The sequence below is a fragment of the Actinomadura luzonensis genome, assembly GCF_022664455.2.
In the GTDB taxonomy this organism is placed as follows: domain Bacteria; phylum Actinomycetota; class Actinomycetes; order Streptosporangiales; family Streptosporangiaceae; genus Nonomuraea; species Nonomuraea luzonensis.
In genome coordinates, this window is record NZ_JAKRKC020000002.1 from 401,436 (window position 1) to 419,576 (window position 18,141).

General features: G+C 73.3%; 13 protein-coding genes. 5 read left to right on the forward strand and 8 right to left on the reverse strand.

The window, feature by feature from the left end; genetic code table 11:
- Window positions 1-891 carry a beta-propeller domain-containing protein gene (locus tag MF672_RS32075; RefSeq protein ID WP_242375774.1) on the reverse strand — a complete coding sequence of 297 codons (891 nt, stop codon included), beginning with the start codon at window positions 889-891 and terminating at the stop codon, window positions 1-3.
- 133 nt (window positions 892-1,024) lie between these two features.
- Here MF672_RS32075 and MF672_RS32080 point away from each other — a divergent pair, with 133 nt between their 5' ends.
- Entirely contained in the window at window positions 1,025-6,877 is a 5,853-nt protein-coding gene (locus tag MF672_RS32080) for a VWD domain-containing protein (protein ID WP_242375773.1), read from the forward strand.
- 69 nt (window positions 6,878-6,946) lie between these two features.
- On the opposite strand, the gene MF672_RS32085 is transcribed toward MF672_RS32080, so the two are convergent.
- The 4 genes from MF672_RS32085 to MF672_RS32100 are packed head-to-tail and all read right to left on the reverse strand — an operon-like array spanning window position 6,947 to window position 10,484.
- Window positions 6,947-7,816, reverse strand: a complete 870-nt coding sequence (locus MF672_RS32085) for a TauD/TfdA dioxygenase family protein (protein WP_242375772.1) — start codon at window positions 7,814-7,816, stop codon at window positions 6,947-6,949.
- Between the two features lie 22 nt (window positions 7,817-7,838).
- Window positions 7,839-8,618, reverse strand: a complete 780-nt coding sequence (locus MF672_RS32090; RefSeq protein WP_242375771.1) for an ABC transporter ATP-binding protein — start codon at window positions 8,616-8,618, stop codon at window positions 7,839-7,841.
- Window positions 8,602-9,633 (reverse strand): taurine ABC transporter substrate-binding protein, encoded by a 1,032-nt coding sequence (locus MF672_RS32095; protein ID WP_242375770.1) that lies wholly within the window; start codon window positions 9,631-9,633, stop codon window positions 8,602-8,604. The genes MF672_RS32090 and MF672_RS32095 overlap by 17 nt, the downstream gene beginning before the upstream one ends.
- A gap of 32 nt (window positions 9,634-9,665) precedes the next feature.
- On the reverse strand, window positions 9,666-10,484 hold the full coding sequence (locus MF672_RS32100; protein ID WP_242375769.1) for an ABC transporter permease: 819 nt from the start codon (window positions 10,482-10,484) through the stop codon (window positions 9,666-9,668).
- 101 nt (window positions 10,485-10,585) lie between these two features.
- Here MF672_RS32100 and MF672_RS32105 point away from each other — a divergent pair, with 101 nt between their 5' ends.
- Both MF672_RS32105 and MF672_RS32110 read left to right on the forward strand, forming a co-directional pair.
- Window positions 10,586-11,920, forward strand: a complete 1,335-nt coding sequence (locus tag MF672_RS32105; RefSeq protein WP_242375768.1) for a lanthionine synthetase LanC family protein — start codon at window positions 10,586-10,588, stop codon at window positions 11,918-11,920.
- A gap of 82 nt (window positions 11,921-12,002) precedes the next feature.
- Window positions 12,003-13,223 carry an FAD/NAD(P)-binding protein gene (locus tag MF672_RS32110; protein WP_242375767.1) on the forward strand — a complete coding sequence of 407 codons (1,221 nt, stop codon included), beginning with the start codon at window positions 12,003-12,005 and terminating at the stop codon, window positions 13,221-13,223.
- Here MF672_RS32110 and MF672_RS32115 read toward each other — a convergent pair.
- Genes MF672_RS32115 through metX form a run of 3 tightly spaced genes read right to left on the reverse strand, consistent with a single transcriptional unit; the run spans window position 13,195 to window position 16,204 of the window.
- Window positions 13,195-13,680 (reverse strand): CoA-binding protein, encoded by a 486-nt coding sequence (locus MF672_RS32115; protein WP_242375766.1) that lies wholly within the window; start codon window positions 13,678-13,680, stop codon window positions 13,195-13,197. The two genes, MF672_RS32110 and MF672_RS32115, sit on opposite strands and share 29 nt — an antisense overlap.
- Window positions 13,677-14,999: an O-acetylhomoserine aminocarboxypropyltransferase/cysteine synthase family protein gene (locus MF672_RS32120; protein WP_242375765.1), complete on the reverse strand. Its 1,323-nt coding sequence runs from the start codon at window positions 14,997-14,999 to the stop codon at window positions 13,677-13,679. Before MF672_RS32120 ends, MF672_RS32115 begins: the two co-directional genes overlap by 4 nt.
- Window positions 14,996-16,204 carry a homoserine O-acetyltransferase MetX gene (gene metX, locus MF672_RS32125; RefSeq protein WP_242375764.1) on the reverse strand — a complete coding sequence of 403 codons (1,209 nt, stop codon included), beginning with the start codon at window positions 16,202-16,204 and terminating at the stop codon, window positions 14,996-14,998. Before metX ends, MF672_RS32120 begins: the two co-directional genes overlap by 4 nt.
- A 66-nt stretch (window positions 16,205-16,270) precedes the next feature.
- On the opposite strand from metX, the gene MF672_RS32130 reads away from it, so the two are divergent.
- Together MF672_RS32130 and MF672_RS32135 are read left to right on the forward strand one after the other, a co-directional pair.
- Window positions 16,271-16,819, forward strand: coding sequence for an OsmC family protein (locus MF672_RS32130; protein ID WP_242375763.1), 549 nt, complete (start codon window positions 16,271-16,273; stop codon window positions 16,817-16,819).
- Window positions 16,820-16,866: 47 nt separating this feature from the next.
- The gene (locus MF672_RS32135; RefSeq protein WP_302893387.1) at window positions 16,867-18,087 is read left to right on the forward strand and encodes an NAD(P)-binding domain-containing protein; all 1,221 of its coding nucleotides are present in this window, start codon (window positions 16,867-16,869) and stop codon (window positions 18,085-18,087) included.
- Window positions 18,088-18,141: the final 54 nt, after the last annotated feature.

Consider the following 18,141-nt stretch of genomic DNA (forward strand, 5'->3'; position numbering starts at 1 on the left):
CTAGGCGACGATGTCGAGGGCCTCGATCGTGACCTGCGGGTCGACGGCCAGGAAGGGCCGCTCGTCGCCGTCGTCGAGGTCGGCGGTGACGAGGCGGCCCGGCGCGGAGCCCGGCCGGACGACGCGGCCGGCGCTGATGGCGAGGTAGCCGTCGTAGCTGCGCCGGGTGAAGCGGCGCTCGGCGCCGGTCGGCACGTCGATCGCGATGAGCGGGCTCTCGTCGTCGGGCTCCGGGTAGACGATCAGCTCCCGCTCGGAGGCCCAGACGGAGTGCGGGCCCGGCAGGGCGACCCGTTCGGGGAAGGAGGCGGTCTCCTTGCCCGACAGGTCGAGGACGACGGTGATGAGGACGTCGTCCAGCGTCAGGTACGTGGCCGCGAGGCGCTGCCCGTCGGGTGACCAGCTGATGGACGCCTCCTCCCAGTAGCCCTCGGCCGCCCAGAGCGTGCGCCGGCCGCCGGTGCCGGTGTCGATCAGGACCACGCCGGCGACCTCGTCGCCGACGCCGGGGATGCCGGGGCCGTCGGACAGGTCGGCGAGCACGGCGAGCCGGTCGCCGTCGGGGGAGAGGGCCGCGCGCAGGTAGTCGTCGGAGACGAACTCCTGGCGCTCGCCGGTGGCGAGCGTGTGCAGCACCACCCGGGGCGGTCCCGCGCCGTCGTCCTGGCGGGCCGTGCACACCAGCCGGGCGCCGTCGTCCGACAGCGACACCGTCTCCGGCGCGAGGTGCGCGGGCAGGCCGGGGACGGTCGCGAACGTGTCGCTGTCGGCGTCCAGCACGATCACGGCGGGCCCGCCGGGCCCCCGGACCGCCAGGACCATCCGGGCCGCGCGTACCGGCCGGGCGGCCGGTACGCCGGATGTGATCTCCCATGACCGGTCGACGACCACGACACCTCCACTTACTGATCCGGTGGGCAGCCTAGTCAAAGATCACAGATACCGGTAATTCCCGGCATCTATCGCAAAACGATCTTATTGGTGTACGGTCCCGCTGCCAGACTTTATGATCTCTTTATTCGGGGTGAGCGTGCGGCGTCTCTGCGTGATCATGGTGGCCGTGCTCGTGGCCGGGTTCCTCGTTCCCGTGCACGAGCTGTTGTTACCCAAGTGGGCGGAGGCGGCCACCGCGTGCTCTCCCAACAGCGACGACTGGTCCAACGGCCGCAGCGGCGAGAAACGCTGCGTCTTCAACCACAAGTACTCCACGCGCCGCCGCATCAACGAGGCGTGCCTGCGCGACCGTCCCGTCTTCGGGACCCACATCTACCAGCAGCCCAGCGAGTGCAGCCCGTCCGGCGGCGTCGAGGCCATCGGGCAGGCCCGCGCCATCAAGTACCTCAGCGACCAGATCGGCGGGGGCGGCGGGCTCATCAACCCCGCGATCCAGTGGGAGCCGAGCCTCAGCGGCGGCAGCGACCGGCCCGACATCATCTACTACGACCGCGTCGGCAACAGCTGGGGCCAGGTGATCGAGGCCAAGGTCAGCGACAACGCCGACTACTCGGGCTGGGGCGGCCAGGTCGCCCGGTACGTCACCGCGCTGTCCAACGACGGCGTCAGGAACGTCACCGCCGGCACGGTGCTCAACCAGTACGGCGCCTACGACGACTGGTTCCAGGTCTACAGCAAGAACCGCAGCTGCAAGGTCGGCGACAAGGACGGCTACCAGCTCTCCACGTACCGGGCCACCGCGCCCGTTCCCGGGCTGCTGCGCATCGACGAGGTGCGCAAGGAGCGCAAGTGCGAGGAGAGCAAGCGCCAGCCGCCGCCCGGCAGCCCGCCCACCGAGATCCCCGAGTGGGACGAGAACGACGACGACCGCGACTGGCCGATCTGGCAGGGGCTCCGGCAGCTCCTCGACCGCCTCACCACCCCCCGCGGCGACTCCAGCTCCGAGAACAACAACGACGTGGCCAGGTACGGCAGCACCGCCGCGGCCGCGGCCGCGCTGACCGCCGCCCTCGTGGCGTTCTTCAAGTCCCCGCGCGGCCTGCTGTTCCTGCGCGCGGCCGGCTTCGCCAGCGCCGAGGCGGCGCTGGCGCTCGGCGCGAGCACGCTGATCGTGCTCATCCTGCTGTGGTACTTCTCCGAGCACGGCGGCCTGGTCAAGGGCGAGCCGCACTTCACCACCCTGGACGGCCTGGGCTACGACCTGCAGTCCGTCGGCGAGTTCGTCCTCGCCGCCTCCGACAGGTACGGCCTGGAGGTCCACGGCCGGCTCAGCCCCGCCAGCGGCGGCCGGGACGTGTCGGTGATGTTCGACGCCGCGATGGAGGCCGGTGACCACAAGGTCGAGTTCCACGAGAACGACCTGTACCTCGACGGCCAGAAGTTCACGCTCGACACCGACAAGATCCTCTACCTCGGCAAGGACGCGTTCGTCCTGCGCAAGGACGGCAAGTGGCTGGTCATGTTCGACGGCCTGGACGGGCCCGTCCTGTCCTGGAGGCGCGGCGCCGCCGGGCTCTACCTGCCGCCGTCCGCCGACAGCGACCTCGTGGGCCTGCTCGGCAACGCCGACGGCGACCCGAAGAACGACCTGAAGCTGCGTGACGGCACCCAGCTCCCCGCCACCGCGACGCCCGCCCAGCTCCACACCGACTACGCCAACTCCTGGCGGCTCGACGACACCGAGTCGTTGTTCACCTACGGCCCGGGCGAGAGCACCGCGACCTTCACCGACCTGCAGTTCCCCTCCCGCGTCGTCACCATCCACGACCTGACGCCCGAGCAGATGCAGCTCGCGAGCGCCCAGTGCGAGGCGAGCGGCGTCCAGCCGGGCGTGCCGTTCAACGACTGCGTCCTGGACATGGCGCTGACCGCGGACACCTCGTTCGCCGCGGCCGCCGCCGAGCAGAAGACGGTCAGCATCGACCCGGCGGCGCAGGTCGTCAACGACAACGGGGACCTGACGGTCGACTTCGAGGGCACGCTCGGCAAGAACGTGCTGCCCTCGCGGGTGTCGGCCGACGCCTCCGCCGGCTCGTTCGCCGGGCCGTTCAGCGGCGACGACTCCTACCGCTTCTTCGTGCAGTCGCTGCCGCCGCACAAGAGCGGGAGCCTCGCCTTCGACCTGCTGGCCGTCGGCGACTGGTCGGCCGACTCCGACACCGAGACGGTGAAGGTCGAGACCGACCGCGACGACCCGCGCACGGTCACCCCCGGCGAGCTGACGCCCGTCGCGTCCGGGACGCTGGCCAACGGCCTGCCCTGGACCAAGTACCGCGTCACCGTGCCCGTCACCCACAGCAACAGCCAGATCGAGGTGAAGGTCTCGGTCACCGGCGCGGCCGGCATCTCCGGCCAGGCGTACGGCCTCGACAACGTCACGCTCGACCTCGACGTCGCCCCGCCGCAGACGTTCGCGGTGCCGCTGCCGTTCACCGCCTCCGACGGCGTGCCCGGCGAGGGCGCGGGCAACCTGGAGGGCGAGGTCGCGGTGGACGAGTACCGGTTCACCCTCGACCGGCCGGCCTCGCTCTTCGTCAACGCGCAGGAGTGCCCCGGGTTCGGGCTGCGGTGGGAGCTGCTCGACGCCGCGGGCGCCAAGGCCGCCACCAACAACCTGTGCGGCGCCAAGCGCGTCGACGGGCTGGCCGCCGGCGCCTACCGGCTGCGCGTCTCCCCGTGGAACGACGCGTTCGGGCCGTACAAGCTGAGCGTCAACACGCTGGGGGCGGACGTCGTCGCGACCGCCGCGATCGACGGGCCCCAGGTGCCGATCCAGGTCGCCGACCCGGGCCAGCGCGGCACCTGGACCTTCACCGGCACCGCCGGGCAGAAGGTCTCCGCCGTCCTCGGCGAGGGCACGCTGTCCTCGCTCGGCGACGCCACCGTGCAGCTCCGCGGGCCCGACGGGCGGATCCTGGCCCAGGAGTCCTGCGGCAAGGAGTGCTTCGTCGACACCGAGACGCTGCCGGCGACCGGCACGTACGCGATGGTGTGGGACCCGAAGGACGCCCAGACCGGCTCGATCGCGCTGCGGCTGCACGCGGTGCCCGCCGCGGTCACCGGCACGGTCGCGATCGGGGCCCCGGCCACGCTGACGACCTCCGTCCCCGGGCAGACCGCGTCCTGGTCGTTCGCCGGCACGCAGGGGCAGCGGGTGGCGTTCGCCGTCAGCGGCCTGGCCGGGGCCGCCAGCGCGTCGATCAGCAACCCGGACGGCACCCGGCTGTTCGGCTCCACCTACTGCCCGAAGTCCTGCGCGTTCGACACCGTCACGCTGCCCGCGACCGGCACGTACACGCTGCTCGTCGACCCCAGCGACCTGCACACCGGGCCGATCACGGCGAGCGTGGCCGAGGGCGACGTCACCGGGACGCTGACCGCCGGCGGCGGGCCGGTGAAGCTGACCACGACCGCGCCGGGGCAGCGCGCCTACTGGACGTTCGCCGGCCAGACCGGGCAGCGCGTCGCCTTCGCCCTGACGGACGGCACGTTCAGCGGCGCGTACGCGTCGGTGCGCAAACCGGACGGCACAGACCTGTTCCGGTCCACCTGGTGCAAGACGTCGTGCGCGTTCGACCCGGTCGCGCTGCCGGCCGACGGCACGTACACGCTCGTCGTGGACCCGTCGCAGACGGCGATCGGCTCCATCACCGCGCAGGTCACCGAGGGCGACGCGACCGGCACGCTGACCGCCGGCGGCGAGCCGGTCAAGCTGACCACGACCGGGCCCGGCCAGGTCGCCGTCTGGTCGTTCGCCGGCACGGCGGGGCAGCGCGTCGCGTTCGGGCTGAGCGAGGGCACGTTCGGCAGCGCGTACGCGCTGGTCCGCAAGCCCGACGGCACCGAGCTGCACGAGTCGGCCTTCTGCAAGACCTCGTGCGCGTTCGACACGGTGACCCTGCCGGCGAACGGCGTCTACACAGTCGTGCTGGACCCGTCCGGCACGTCGGTGGGCTCCATGACCGCGCAGGTCACCGTCGGCGACATCACCGCGGCGCTCACCGCGGACGGCCCCGCCGTCAAGCTGACCACGAAGGGCCCGGGACAGTACCCGGTCTGGACGTACGCGGGCAAGGCCGGGCAGCGCGTCTCGGTCACCTTCTCCGGCGGCACGTTCACCAGCGCGAACGCGTCCATGCGCAAGCCCGACGGCTCGGTCCTGGTGCCGTCGGTGTTCTGCGCCACCTCCTGCTACTTCGACACGACCGTGCTGCCGGCCGACGGCGAGTACCAGGTGGTGGTGGACCCGGCCGGCATCCAGACCGGCTCCGTCTCGGCCGCGCTCAACCTCGTGCCGCCGGACGTCACCGCGCAGATCAGCGTCGGCGGCCCGGCCGCCACGCTGACCACCACCATCCCGGGGCAGCGCGGCCTGTGGACGTTCGCCGGCACGGCCGGGCAGCGGGTGTCGTTCGACCTGACCGGCTCCACCTTCACCTACGCCTCGGACGCCACCGTCAAGGTGCGCAGGCCGGACGGCGCCGACCTGGTCGCCGAGACCAACTGCGGCACCGGCTGCCTGCTGGAGCCGGTCACCCTGCCGGCCACCGGCACGTACACGGTGGACCTGCGGCCCAAGGGGTCGAAGACCGGGGCGCTGACGCTGCGGGCGTACCAGGTGGACGACGTGTCGGCGACGATCGCGATCGACGGCCCGGTCTCCCGGCTGACCACGACCGTCCCCGGCCAGAACGGCAGGTGGACCTTCTCCGGGACGCAGGGCCAGTACGTCAACATCGCGTTCCTGGACGGCACGTTCTCCCTCGCCTCCGACGCGGCGGTCTCGGTGCTCGGCCCGGACGGGGCCGTGCTGCGGCAGGACACCTCCTGCGGCAAGGTCTGCATGCTCGACCCGGTCACGCTGCCGGCGACCGGCACGTACACGATCCTGTTCGACCCGCGCAAGGCGCTGGCCGGCGCGCTGTCCGCGCAGCTCACCGAGGGTGACGTCACCGCGGCGACCTCGATCGGCGGGCCCGCCTCGACGCTCACCACCGTCGGGGCCGGGCAGAAGGCGGTCTGGTCGTTCACCGGCGCGGCGGGCCGGCGGGTGTCGTTCAACTTCACCGCCTCCACGCTCACCAGCCTGTACGACGCGTACGTGGCGGTGCGCAAGCCGGACGGCGGCGTGCTCGTGGACGACACCCCGTGCGGCAAGAACTGCCTGCTGGAGCCGGTGGTCCTGCCCGCCGCCGGCGTCTACACGGTCGAGTTCAGGCCGCAGAACGCCAAGACGGGCGCGATCACCCTGCAGCTCCACGAGGTCACCCACCTGGCCGCGAACGTCACCGTGGGAGGCGCCGCCTCGACGCTGACCACGACGACGCCCGGCCAGAACGGCGTCTGGTCCTTCACCGGGACGGCGGGGCAGCGCGTGTCGTTCAACCTCACCGACGCGAGCTTCACCAGCTCCACCTACGCCCGCGTGTCGGTGAAGCAGCCGGACGGCACCGTGCTCGTGGCGCCGGCGTACTGCGGCAGGAACTGCTTCCTGGAGCCGGTGGCGCTGCCCGTCAGCGGCACCTACACGGTGGAGTTCGACCCGCAGGACGAGAAGACCGGCAAGCTGACCCTGCGGGCCTACCGGGTCACCGACCTGGCCCCGGCCGCCGTCACCGTCGGCGGCGCCGCCTCCACCCTGACCACCACGACCCCGGGCCAGAACGGGAGCTGGACCTTCACCGGGACCGCCGGCCAGAAGGTGGCCGTCGCCTTCACCGGCGCGACCTTCGCCGCCTCGGCCGACGTGCGCGTCTCGCTGGTGAAGCCGGACGGGACGGCGCTCGGCAGCTCGCCCTACTGCGGGCGCAACTGCACGATCGCGGCGACGACGCTGCCCGACGCGGGCACGTACACGATCGTGCTCAACCCGCAGAACGACAAGACCGGGTCGCTGACCGCGAAGGTGACGACGGCGTCCTGACCCGGCAGGGGAGTCGCGCGGGCCCGCCACCTCACCCGGCGGTGGCGGGCCCGCGCGGGTCATCGGGCCTCAGCGGGCGGACGACGGCCCGATCGGGCGGTCGCCGCGCAGCGTGATGCGGTGCATGACGCGGTGGGCGGCGCCGTAGTCGCGGTTGGCGTAGTGGGCGGTGCTGCGGTTGTCCCACATGGCCACGTCGCCGAGGCTCCAGCGGTGGCGGACGATGTGCTCCGGCTTGGTCAGGTGGGCGTAGAACAGGTCGAGGAGGTGCCGGCTCTCGGCGTCCGACACGCCGACGATGTGCGAGGTGAAGCCGGGGTTGACGAACAGGCCCTTGCGCCCGGTCTCGGGGTGCACGCGCACCACCGGGTGCTCCACCGGGTCGAGGCGGGTGACCACCTCGCCGTCCCAGACACTGCCCTTGCCGCCGCGCCGCTGGGCCAGATAGTAGCCGAACTCGCGGTTGCCGTCGTGCACGGCGGTCAGCTGGTCGGCCAGCTCGCGGACGGGCGCGGCCAGGGACTCGTAGGCGAGCTGGCTGTCGGCCCAGCTCGTGTCGCCGCCGGTGGGCGGCAGCACCACGGCGCGCAGGATCGAGCCGAGCGGCGGGCGGGGCATGAACGTGACGTCGGTGTGCCAGACGTCGGCGAAGCCGTTGTCGGCGCTGTCGAGCGCGTAGATCTCGGGGTGCGCCTCGTCCACGCCGCCGACCACCGGATGGGAGGCGGTCAGCTCGCCGAGGCGGCGGCCCAGGGCGACCTGGCCGTCCTCGTCGAGGCTCTGCCCGGAGAAGAACAGCACCTTCCGCTCGACGAGGGCGGCCCGGACGGCGGCCAGCTCCTCGTCGCCGGCGTGCGCCAGGTCGAGCCCTTCGACGCGGGCGCCGAAGTGCGGGCCGAGCGGGCGCAGGGTGAGCTTGGCGGCCAGCGGTGTGGACATGGGGGCTCCTGTTCTGTGGTGGTCATCCGGCGGCGTCGCGGACGGCATGGCTGACGGCGGCCCGCAGGGCCGCGTACTCGGGCAGGGCGCGGAGCTCGTCGGGCTCCAGGCCGGTGCGGGGGAGGGGGATGTCGAGGTCGAGGGCGATCCGGCCGGGCCGGCTGGTGAGCACGACGACGCGGCTGCCGAGGAAGACCGCCTCCTCCACGCTGTGGGTGACGAACACGGAGGTGCGCCCGGTCCGGCCGCTGACCCGGCGCAGGTCCTCCTGCAGCCGCTCGCGGGTGAGCGCGTCCAGGGCCGCGAACGGCTCGTCGAGCAGCAGCAGCGGGTCGTCGCCGGCCAGCGCCCTGGCGATCGCCACGCGCTGCTGCTGCCCGCCGGACAACTGCCAGGTCCGGCGGTGGGTCACGTCGCGCAGGCCGACCCGGTCCAGCAGCTCCGGCACCCGGCGGGCGCGCTGCTCGCGGGGGACGCCGGCGTAGCGCAGCGCCAGCTCGACGTTGCCGCCCACGCTCTTCCAGGGGAACAGCCGGGGCTGCTGGAAGACGATCCCGGCGCCGCTGCCCGGCACCGGCCGGGCGCCGGCGGTCCGCACCTCGCCCTGGGCCGGCCGCTCGAAGCCGGCGATCAGGCGCAGCAGCGTGCTCTTGCCACAGCCGGAGGCGCCGACGATGACCAGGAACGAGCCCCGGGGGACGTCCAGCGAGATCGGGCCGAGCGCGGTCACCGCGCCGGCGCCGGTCCCGTACACGTGCACGACGTCCCGCACCTGGACGGCGCTCTCAGGGGGCGAGGACATCGGGCAGACCCTCGGTGTAGACGGCGGCCCGGACGGTCGCCAGGTCGGGTACGGCGTCGATCTTCTGCTGGTCCTTGAGGAAGCGCGCGGCGCTGACGAGGCTGTCGGCCAGCGCGCCGGGCTTGTCCGGCGTGCCGAGCCATTCGGGGGAGGCCAGGTCGGCGGGCTTGAGGAAGACGCCCTGGCCGAGCTGCTCCTCGGCGTCCTGCTCGGTGAGGTTCAGCTCGGCGGCCACGGCGGCGGCGGCCGCGGCGCGGTCGTCGGCGATGAGCTGCAGGGCCCTGGCCTCGGCCTTGCGCCAGGCGTCCACCGCGTCCGGGTGCGCCTTGAGGAAGGCGGTGGAGACGACGCCGAGGTCCAGCGTGGGCTTGCCGGCCGTGGCCAGCTCGCGGCTGGCGATCAGCACCTTGCCGTTCTTCTTCAGCTCCTTCAGGGTGGGCAGCCAGGTGTAGGCGGCGTCGATGTCGCCGCGCGTCCAGGAGGCCAGGATGTCCTGCGGTTCGAGGTCGACGACGGTCAGCTCCGACTCGCGGACGCCGGCCCGGTCGAGCGCGGCCAGCAGGCTGTAGTGGGCGGTCGAGGCGAACGAGGTGGCGACCTTCTTGCCGCGCAGGCCCTCGATCGACGTCACGCCGCTGCCGTTCCTGGCGACCAGGGCCTCGTTGTCGCCGGCCACGTCCAGCACGAACGCCACCTGGTACGGGATGTTCAGCGGCGCCGACAGGCCGCGCGCGACCGGGCTGGAGCCGATGGCGGCGATGTCCACGCTGCCGGCCACGAAGGCGGTGTTGATGCTGGCGCCCGAGTCGAACTTCGTCCACTCGATCCGGTAGCCGGGCAGGGCCTCCTCCAGCCACTTGTTGTTCTTGACGACGAGGTCGCCGCTGGGGAAGGCCTGGTAGGCGAGGCGGATGCGGTTCGCCGCCGCGCCGCCGCCTCCCCGGGACGCGGTGCCGTCGCCGCAGGCGGCCAGGGCCGCGACCAGCACGAAGGACAGCAGGAATCTCAGACGCATGGCGGTCTTCCTCGGGAGGGACGTGCGGCGGGTCACGAGCGGCCCCGCCAGGGGATGAGCCGTCGCTCGGCGACCCGGAGCAGGCCGTCGATGAGCAGCCCGGACAGGCCGATGGCCAGCAGCCCCAGCACCACGACGTCGGTCTGCAGGTAACGCTGGGCGTCCCGGACCATGCCGCCGATGCCGGGCACGCCGTTGACCGTCTCGGCGGCGACCACGGACGAGTACGCGATGCCGACGGCCAGCCGCACGCCGGTGCAGATCTCCGGCAGCGCGCTGGGCAGCACCACGTCGCGGATGACCTCGCGCCGCCTGGCGCCGAGGGCCCTGGCCGCCTCGACCAGGTCGGCCGGGGCGCCGTGCACGGCGGCGGCGGTGGCCACCGCGACCGGCGGCAGCGCCGCGATCGCCAGCAGCCACAGCTTGGGCGTCTCGTCGATGCCGAACCAGATGATGAGCAGGCTGAAGTAGGCGAGCGGCGGCAGCGCCCGCACGAACGTCACCACCGGCTCGGCCACGACCCTGATCCACGGCACGGTGCCGAGCACGACGCCCACGACCAGCCCGCCGGCCACGCCGATCGCGGAGCCGGCGAGGATGCGCCGCAGGCTGACGCCCAGATGCTCCAGCAGCAGGCTGCCGCTGTAGCCGCGGATGCCGTCGTGCGTCGTGGACAGGCGCAGGAGCTGCTCCCACACGGCGCCGGGGGCGGGGACGAAGGAGGGGTTGGCCGCCGCGGCGGCGGCGAGCTGCCACAGGCCGAGCAGCGCGGCCCCGGCGAGCACGCGCACCACGACCCTGCGGATCGCCGGCCGCCCTCGCCGGCCAGGGAGGGCGGTCGGGGAGTTCATGCCCACGAAGCTACGGCGACACTCACGGATAAGTCAACTTTTCCTACTAGGTTTACGGGAAATAGCCGAAATCGCTCCGGAGATGTGCCATAGTCCCCGCCATGAGCTTGGACGAGATCCGCCCCCAGAGCGCTCGTGCCCACTCCCCGATGACGGCCGCCCTCTCGACCGCGCGCTGGATCAGGTCCGCCGCCGTCGACGACGAGCACGGCAGGCACTGGCGGGCCAACCCCGACCGGCACGGCAGGCCGGCGCTACGGCCGCGGCCCCGGTCCCTGTACTCGGGCGCGGCCGGCGTCGTGCTGTTCTTCCTGGAGCTGGCCGCGGCGACCGGGCGCGAGACGTACCTGGAGGACGCGCGGCAGGGCGCGCGGTGGCTGGCGGCCACCTGGCGGCGGGAGGACGACCTCACCCTGCACCACGGGCTGACCGGCACGATGATCGCGCTGATGGAGGCCGGCTGGGTGCTCGGCGACGACCGGCTCGACGCCGAGGCGGCGGCCATCGCCGACCGGGTCGTGGCGGGCGGGCGGACGCGGGTGGACGGTTTCGGCTGGACGTTCGACCCCGCCCAGCGCGGCGACGGCGGCATCGCGCTCGGCCTGCTGCGCGCCGCCGCCCGGTTCGGCGAGCCGGCCTACGAGGCGGCGGCCGTCAGCGCCGGCCTGCGCATCGCCGGGCTGCCCGTGCCCGGCCGCCGGCACGGCGGCCTCGACGGCCTGCCCTCCGACGCGATCACCCCCGGCTTCCTGGCCGGCTCGGCCGGGATCGCCTTCCTCCTGGCCCGCCTGTACGGCGTCACCGGCGACGCGCGTTTCCTGCGCGCCGCCCGCAGCGGCGCCGCCTTCGTGCGCGAGGTGAGCGTGACGCGCGGCGACCGGGCGCTGGTCCCGCACCACGTGCCGCAGTCGCGGGAGCTGTACTACGCCGGGTTCTGCTCGGGCGCGGCCGGGGTGGCCAGGATGTTCTACGAGCTGCACCGGGTGACCGGCGACCCCGGAGACCTGGACTGGGTGGAGCGGCTGGCCCGGGGCGTGGTCGACAGCTCCGCCCCGCCGCGCCGGACGCCCGGCTACTGGAACTCGGCCTGCCAGTGCTGCGGCACGGCCGGCCTGGTGGAGCTGTTCGTCGGGCTGTGGGCGGTCACCGGGCGGGCCTCGTGCCTGGAGTTCGCCCGTACGCTCGCCGCCGACCTGGTGGCCAGGGCCGACGACCACGACGGGCGCGGCTACCGCTGGTACCAGGCCTACCGCCGGGTGCGGCCCGGCGAGGTGAGCGCGGACACCGGCTACCTGGTGGGCGCGGCCGGCATCGGCGCGGCCCTGCTCCACCTGGACGCGGCCGGGCAGCCCGACCGGGCGCGCCGCGTGCTGCTCCTGCCCGACAACCCGTTCCCCGCGGTCCCAATTCCATGTATACCCAGTAGGGATAGTTGATAATAGGCCGGACGGCGTGTAGCGTCATGATCATGAGCCACCGGTGAGGTGACGACACGGACTCATTCGAGGAGGACGCGCGGTGAGCGCGATCGTGGTGATCGGCGCGGGACCGGCCGGGACGAGCGTGGTGGACAGGATCCGCGCCGACGCCCCCCGGCCGGGCGGCGGGCGCGCGGTGGAGGTCCATTTCGTGGACCCGGACGCGCCCGCGACGGACCTGCCGGGAAGTGCCGCCCCGGCAGGCGAGCGGCCCGGGCCCGAGGAGCGGGCGGAAGCGGCCTTCGCCGCCCGGCACGGGCTGCTCCACCTGCCGGCCGGGCCCGACCAGGAGCGCGGCCTGGAGCGCGTGCCCGCGGGCGAGCCCGTGCTGGTGCGCGGCTCGGGACAGGCGTTCGCCGATCTGCTGCCGCGGCTCACCGCCGGCCGCGGCGGGCGTTTCTCCCGGGGGCGCGAGGGCGAACCGGTCTACCTGCCCAGCGGTCACGAACCCCTCCTGTACGTCGGCTCCCGGCGCGGCGTGCCGCATCACGCCCGTCCCGGCTACGACCTGGCCGGACAGGCCCGGCCGCGGCGGTTCCCGTACGAGGGCGACGAGCGCCGGGCGACGGCCAAGGAGCTCGCCTACGCCTACTACCGGGAGCTGTTCACCGCCCACCCGTCCCGCACCAGGACGACGTGGGCCGAGTTCGAGCCCGCGTTCGCCCGCGCCGAGCAGGGCGGCAAGGAGATGCGCGCCCTGGTGACCAGGTCCGTGCCGCGCTTCGCCGACCGGCTCCACCTGGACCGGCTCGCCCGCCCGCTGCACGGGATGCGCTTCGGCGACCTGGCCGGGCTGCAACGCTGGATGCACGGCTACCTCGCGGCCGACCTGCAGCGCCGGGCCGACCCCGGCTTCAGCCCGGACCTGGCGCTGATCCGCGCGCTGCTGGCGGCCCGCCCCCGCATGGCGGGCGATCCGTGGTTCGACGGGCTGTGCGGCCTGCTGGCCGACGGCCCGCCCCTCGACCGCCAGGCCGAGCTGCTCGCCCTGGCCAGAGCGGGGGTCGTCACGTTCATCGGGGCCACACCGCGCATCGAGCGGGACGAGGACGGCTGGCGGGCGAGCGGCCCCACCGCGCCCGGCTCGACGAGGGCGCGCACGCTCATCGAGGCGCGCCGGCCCCGGTCCGGGCCGGCCGGCGCCGACCCGCTCATCGCCGGCCTGCACGCCCGGGGCGAGTGCCGTGACATCGCCGGCCTCCTGGACGTGCGCCTGCCCGGACCGGGGCAGGCTACTGGAGGCCGGAGCGGACGGAGGTGATGCGGCGGGTGTTGAAGCCGAGCCAGTGCATCCGGCCCACGTAGCGCGCGTGCTCGACCTTGAGGCAGCGGTCCATGACCACGCTGACGCCGCCGTCCTCGGCGATCCGCGCGCCCTCCTCGTTGATCACGCCGAACTGGCACCAGAGGGCCTTGGCGCCGATCGCCACCGTCTCCCGCGCGATGTCGGGCAGGGCGTCCGGGGCGCGGAAGACGTTCACCAGGTCCACCGGGACGGGCACGTCGCGCAGGCTCGGGTAGCTGGTCTCGCCCAGGATCTCCCTCTCGCGCGGGTTCACCGGGACGATCCGGTAGCCGTGCCGCTTGAGGTAGTAGCCGACGAAGTGGCTGGCCCGCAGCTCGTTGCCGGACAGGCCGACGATCGCGACGGTCCTGGTGGCGTGCAGCACGCGCTGGATGGTCAGCGGGTCCTGGTAGCGGTCGAGTCCGGTCGTCATGCCGCGGTCACCTCTCCGACGCGGGCGAAAGCCTGCTCCAGGTCCCAGATCAGGTCGCCGGCGGTCTCGGTGCCGACCGACAGGCGCACCGTGCCCGGCCCGACGCCGGCCGCCCGCAGCTCCTCGTCGCCGAGCTGGCGGTGCGTCGTGCTGGCGGGGTGGATGACCAGGCTCTTGGCGTCGCCGACGTTGGCCAGGTGGGACCAGAGCGTCAGCCCGCCGATGAACGCCTGCCCGCCGGCCCGGCCGCCCGCGCAGTCGAAGGAGAAGACGGCGCCGGCGCCGCGCGGCAGGTACTTGTCCACCAGCGGCCGGTACCCGCTGCCCGGCAGGCCGGGATAGGTCACGTTCGCGGCCAGGTCGTGCCCGTCGAGGAACGCCGCGACGGCCAGCGCGTTCTGCACGTGGCGGTCCATGCGCAGCGACAGCGTCTCCAGCCCCTGCAGGAACAGGAAGGCGTTGAACGGCGACAGCGCCGCGCCGAGGTCGCGCAGGGTCTCGGCGCGCAGTTTCATCAGGTAGCCGTACTCGCCGAACGTCTCGTGGAAGCGCAGCCCGTGGTAGGCCGGCGACGGGTCCGCGACCACCGGGAACCGCCCGTTCGACCAGTCGAACGTGCCCGCCTCCACCACGACGCCGCCGATGCTCGTGCCGTGCCCGCCGATGAACTTGGTCGCCGAGTGGACCACGATGTCGGCGCCCCACTCGATCGGCCGGCACAGGTACGGCGTCGCGAACGTGTTGTCCACGACCAGCGGCAGCCCGTGCTCGTGCGCGACGCCCGCCACGGTCTCGAGGTCGAGCACGTTCCCCGCGGGGTTGCCGATCGTCTCGCCGAAGAACGCCTTCGTGTTCGGCTGGACGGCCTTGCGCCAGGCGTCGGGGTCGTCGGGGTCGACCCAGGTCAGCTCCACGTTCATCTTGCGCAGCAGGTGCTTGAGCTGGTTCACCGTGCCGCCGTACAGGGCCGAGGAGGACACCACGTGGTCGCCCGGCTGCAGCAGCGTGAACAGCGCGGCCGCCTGCGCGGCGATGCCGCTGGCGAACGCCACCGCGCCCGCGCCGCCCTCCAGGTTCGCCACCCGCTCCTCGAACACCGCGACGGTCGGGTTCATGATGCGCGAGTACGTGTTGCCGTACTCCTGGAGGTTGAAGTACGCCGCCGCGGACTCGGGGTCCTCGAAGACGTAGCTGGTCGTCTGGAAGATCGGCACCGCCCGGGCGCCGGTGTTCGGATCGGGCCGTTGCCCGGCGTGCAACTGCCGGGTCTCGAACCCGAACGCGCGGGCCTGTTCGGCACGGGGGATCTGGTCGGTCACGAAGAGCCTCTTTCCAGGAACCGGCGGATGACGGGCGTCTGCCGCGCTTCTTCCAGCAGGAAACAGTCGTGGCCGTACGGCGCCTCGATCACCTGCAGCTCGACCGGCTTGCCGAGGCCGCGCAGCGCCTGCTCGATCTCCCGCGACGCCGACGGCGGGTACAGCCAGTCGGAGCTGAACGCGATCAGCAGCGTACGCGCCTCCACCCCGCCGAGCGCCCGCGCGAGCGACCCGCCGCCGTGCTCGCGGGCGAGGTCGAAGTACGTCAGAGCGCGTGAGGTGTAGAGGTAGGTGTTGGCGTCGAAGCGCCTGACGAACGAGTCGGCCTGGTGGCGCAGGTAGCTCTCCACCTCGAACTCCGGCTCGGTGATCGTGTAGCGCAGGTCGCCGGAGGACTGCAGCCGGCGGCCGAACTTGGCCTCCAGCGCGGGCGCGGACAGGTACGTGATGTGGCCGACCATCCGCCCGATGCCCATGCCGGCGTCGGGCGCGCGGCCGGTGCCGTAGTAGCGGCCGCCCTGCCAGGCAGGGTCGCGCAGGATCGACTCGCGGGCGATCGCGTTCCAGGCCACGCCCTGCGGGTGCAGCGCGTGCGTGCTGGCGATCACCACGACGGCGTCGACCTGGCCGGGGTAGCGGACCGCCCATTCGAGCGCCTGCATCCCGCCGAGCGAGCCGCCGGCCACCGCCGCGAGCCGTTCGACGCCCAGGGCGTCCAGGAACGCGCGCTGCGTCCGCACCATGTCCGCGACCGTGATGACCGGGAAGTCCGGCCCGTACGGCCGGCCCGTCGCCGGATCGGGGGAGGACGGCCCCGTCGTGCCCCGGCAGCCGCCCAGCAGGTTCGTGGAGACGACGAAGAAGCGGTCGGTGTCGAACGCCTTGCCGGGGCCGATCATCCCGTCCCACCAGCCGAGGCCCTTGCCGTGCCCTTCGGCCCCGAAGCCGTCGCGGGCGCTCTCCTCCGGCGGCGCCTTGGCCAGGCCCGCCGCGTGGGCGTCGCCGCTGAGCGCGTGGCACACCAGGATCACGTTGTCGCGCCGCGGGGAGAGGGCGCCGTAGGTCTCGTACGCCACCCGGACCGGGTGCAGCTCGCGGCCGCAGTCGAGGCGCACGGGCTCCGGCAGGTCGAGGTAGCGGGTCTCCACGACGCCGACACTGCTGCCCGCGCCGCCGGCCGCGAGCGTTGTGGCTGGCTGCGACATGGGACTTATGGTAACCGCCACGGGCAGTGTATGGTCAAATACCTACCGGAAATACAGGGAGTGAGTATGACCACGGTCGCCAACGGAGTGAACGTACAGGCGCTGCTCGAGGCGCGCGAGGCGCTGAAGGCCGCGCCCGAGGCCGCGCGGTTCGTCTGGCGGGCCTCCTCGACCTGGCGCGAGGGCGTGCACAGCACCACGACCGTCAAGGAGTTCTTCGGCCTCGGCGAGGAGCGCAGCCACAAGCGCGAGGCGGTCTTCGACGCCGACCACCCCGAGGTCTTCGCGGCCGAGGACAACGGGATCACGCCGATCGAGTACCTGCTCGTCGGCCTGGCGAGCTGCCTGACGGCCGGCGTCGCGTCCGTCGCGCAGAACCGCGGCATCCAGCTCCGCTCGGTCGAGGCGACCCTGGAGGGCAAGCACGACATCCGCGGCATCCTCGGCGCGGACCCCGACGTGCGCAACGGCTTCGACGACATCAAGGTCACCTTCCACATCGACGCCGACGCCTCCAGGCAGGACATCGAGGCGCTGGTGGCCCAGTCGCAGAAGCGCTCGGCCGTCTTCGACGCCCTGACGAACCCGACGAACGTCACCGTCGACGTCGCCTGAACCTCTGACCTGGAGCCCGGGAAGCGGGCACGGAAGGCCGAGTCATCATCGAGCACGTCACGACCGTCGTCGTCGGGGCCGGGCACGCCGGTCTGGCCGCCAGTCACTTCCTGCGGGAACGGTCCATCGACCACGTCGTGCTGGAGCGCGGCGAGGTGGCGAACTCCTGGCGGCGCGAGCGCTGGGACTCCTTCCGGCTGCTCACCCCCAACTGGCAGAGCCGCCTGCCCGGCCACGCCTACGACGGCCCGGACCCGGACGGCTACATGACCGCGAAGGAGGTGACGCAGTTCATCGAGGGCTTCGCCGCGCGGGCTCCCGTCAGGACCGGCACGGCGGTCACGTCCGTACGACCGGCCGGCGACGGCTACCGCGTGACGACGGACGGCGGCGAGCTCGCCTGCCGGACGGTGGTGATCGCCGCCGGCGCCTGCAACCTGCCGGTGCTGCCGCCGTTCGCCGGGGAGGTGCCGCCGTCCGTGACGCAGCTCACGCCGTTCGACTACCGCGAGCCCGGCCGGCTGCCCGACGGCGGCGTGCTGGTGGTGGGCGCGTCGGCGACCGGCGTGCAGCTCGCCGCCGAGCTGCGGCGCTCGGGGCGGCCGGTGGTCCTGTCGGTCGGGGAGCACGTGCGGCTGCCCCGCACCTACCGCGGGCGCGACGTGCTGTGGTGGATGGACGCCTCCGGCGTGTGGGACCAGCGTCACGACGAGGTGGACGACCTCGCGCGGGCCCGGCGGCTGCCCTCGCCCCAGCTCGCCGGCACCCCTGAACGGGCGACGCTGGACCTCAACGCGCTCACCGCGATGGGCGTCGAGCCGGTGGGCCGCCTCGCGGCGGTGCGTGACGGGCGGGCGCTGTTCTCGGGCGGGCTGCGGAACGTGTCCTCGCTCGCCGACCTCAAGCTGGAGCGCCTGCTGGACACGTTCGACGCCTGGGCCGCAGGGCGGGAGCTGCCGGTCGGCCCCGCCGAGCGTTTCGCGCCGACCCGGGTGCCCGCGTCGGCGCGGCTGCGGCTCGACCTGCGGAGCGGTGAGATCCGCACGATCGTGTGGGCGACCGGCTTCCGTCCCGACTACGGATGGCTGCACGTCCCCGTGCTCGACGGGAAGGGGCGGCTGCGCCACGAGGGCGGCGTCGTGGACGGCCCCGGGCTGTACGCGCTGGGGCTGCCCCTGCTGCGGCGACGCCGGTCCACCTTCATCCACGGCATCGAGGCCGACGCCCGCGAGGTGATCGGCCACCTCGCGAATTACCTACTAAACTAGTAGGTCTTGACGGTTTCTAGCGGGTGTGCTGAGCTGGGAGCGGCTGACGGCGGA

Coding starts and splice junctions, on each gene's coding strand:
- MF672_RS32085 (WP_242375772.1), bottom strand. CDS start 7,816: ATGTCCACACCGCTGGCCGCCAAGCTCACCCTGCGCCCGCTCGGCCCG.
- MF672_RS32090 (WP_242375771.1), bottom strand. CDS start 8,618: ATGTCCTCGCCCCCTGAGAGCGCCGTCCAGGTGCGGGACGTCGTGCAC.
- MF672_RS32095 (WP_242375770.1), bottom strand. CDS start 9,633: ATGCGTCTGAGATTCCTGCTGTCCTTCGTGCTGGTCGCGGCCCTGGCC.
- MF672_RS32100 (WP_242375769.1), bottom strand. CDS start 10,484: ATGAACTCCCCGACCGCCCTCCCTGGCCGGCGAGGGCGGCCGGCGATC.
- MF672_RS32105 (WP_242375768.1), top strand. CDS start 10,586: ATGAGCTTGGACGAGATCCGCCCCCAGAGCGCTCGTGCCCACTCCCCG.
- MF672_RS32115 (WP_242375766.1), bottom strand. CDS start 13,680: ATGACGACCGGACTCGACCGCTACCAGGACCCGCTGACCATCCAGCGC.
- metX (WP_242375764.1), bottom strand. CDS start 16,204: ATGTCGCAGCCAGCCACAACGCTCGCGGCCGGCGGCGCGGGCAGCAGT.
- MF672_RS32130 (WP_242375763.1), top strand. CDS start 16,271: ATGACCACGGTCGCCAACGGAGTGAACGTACAGGCGCTGCTCGAGGCG.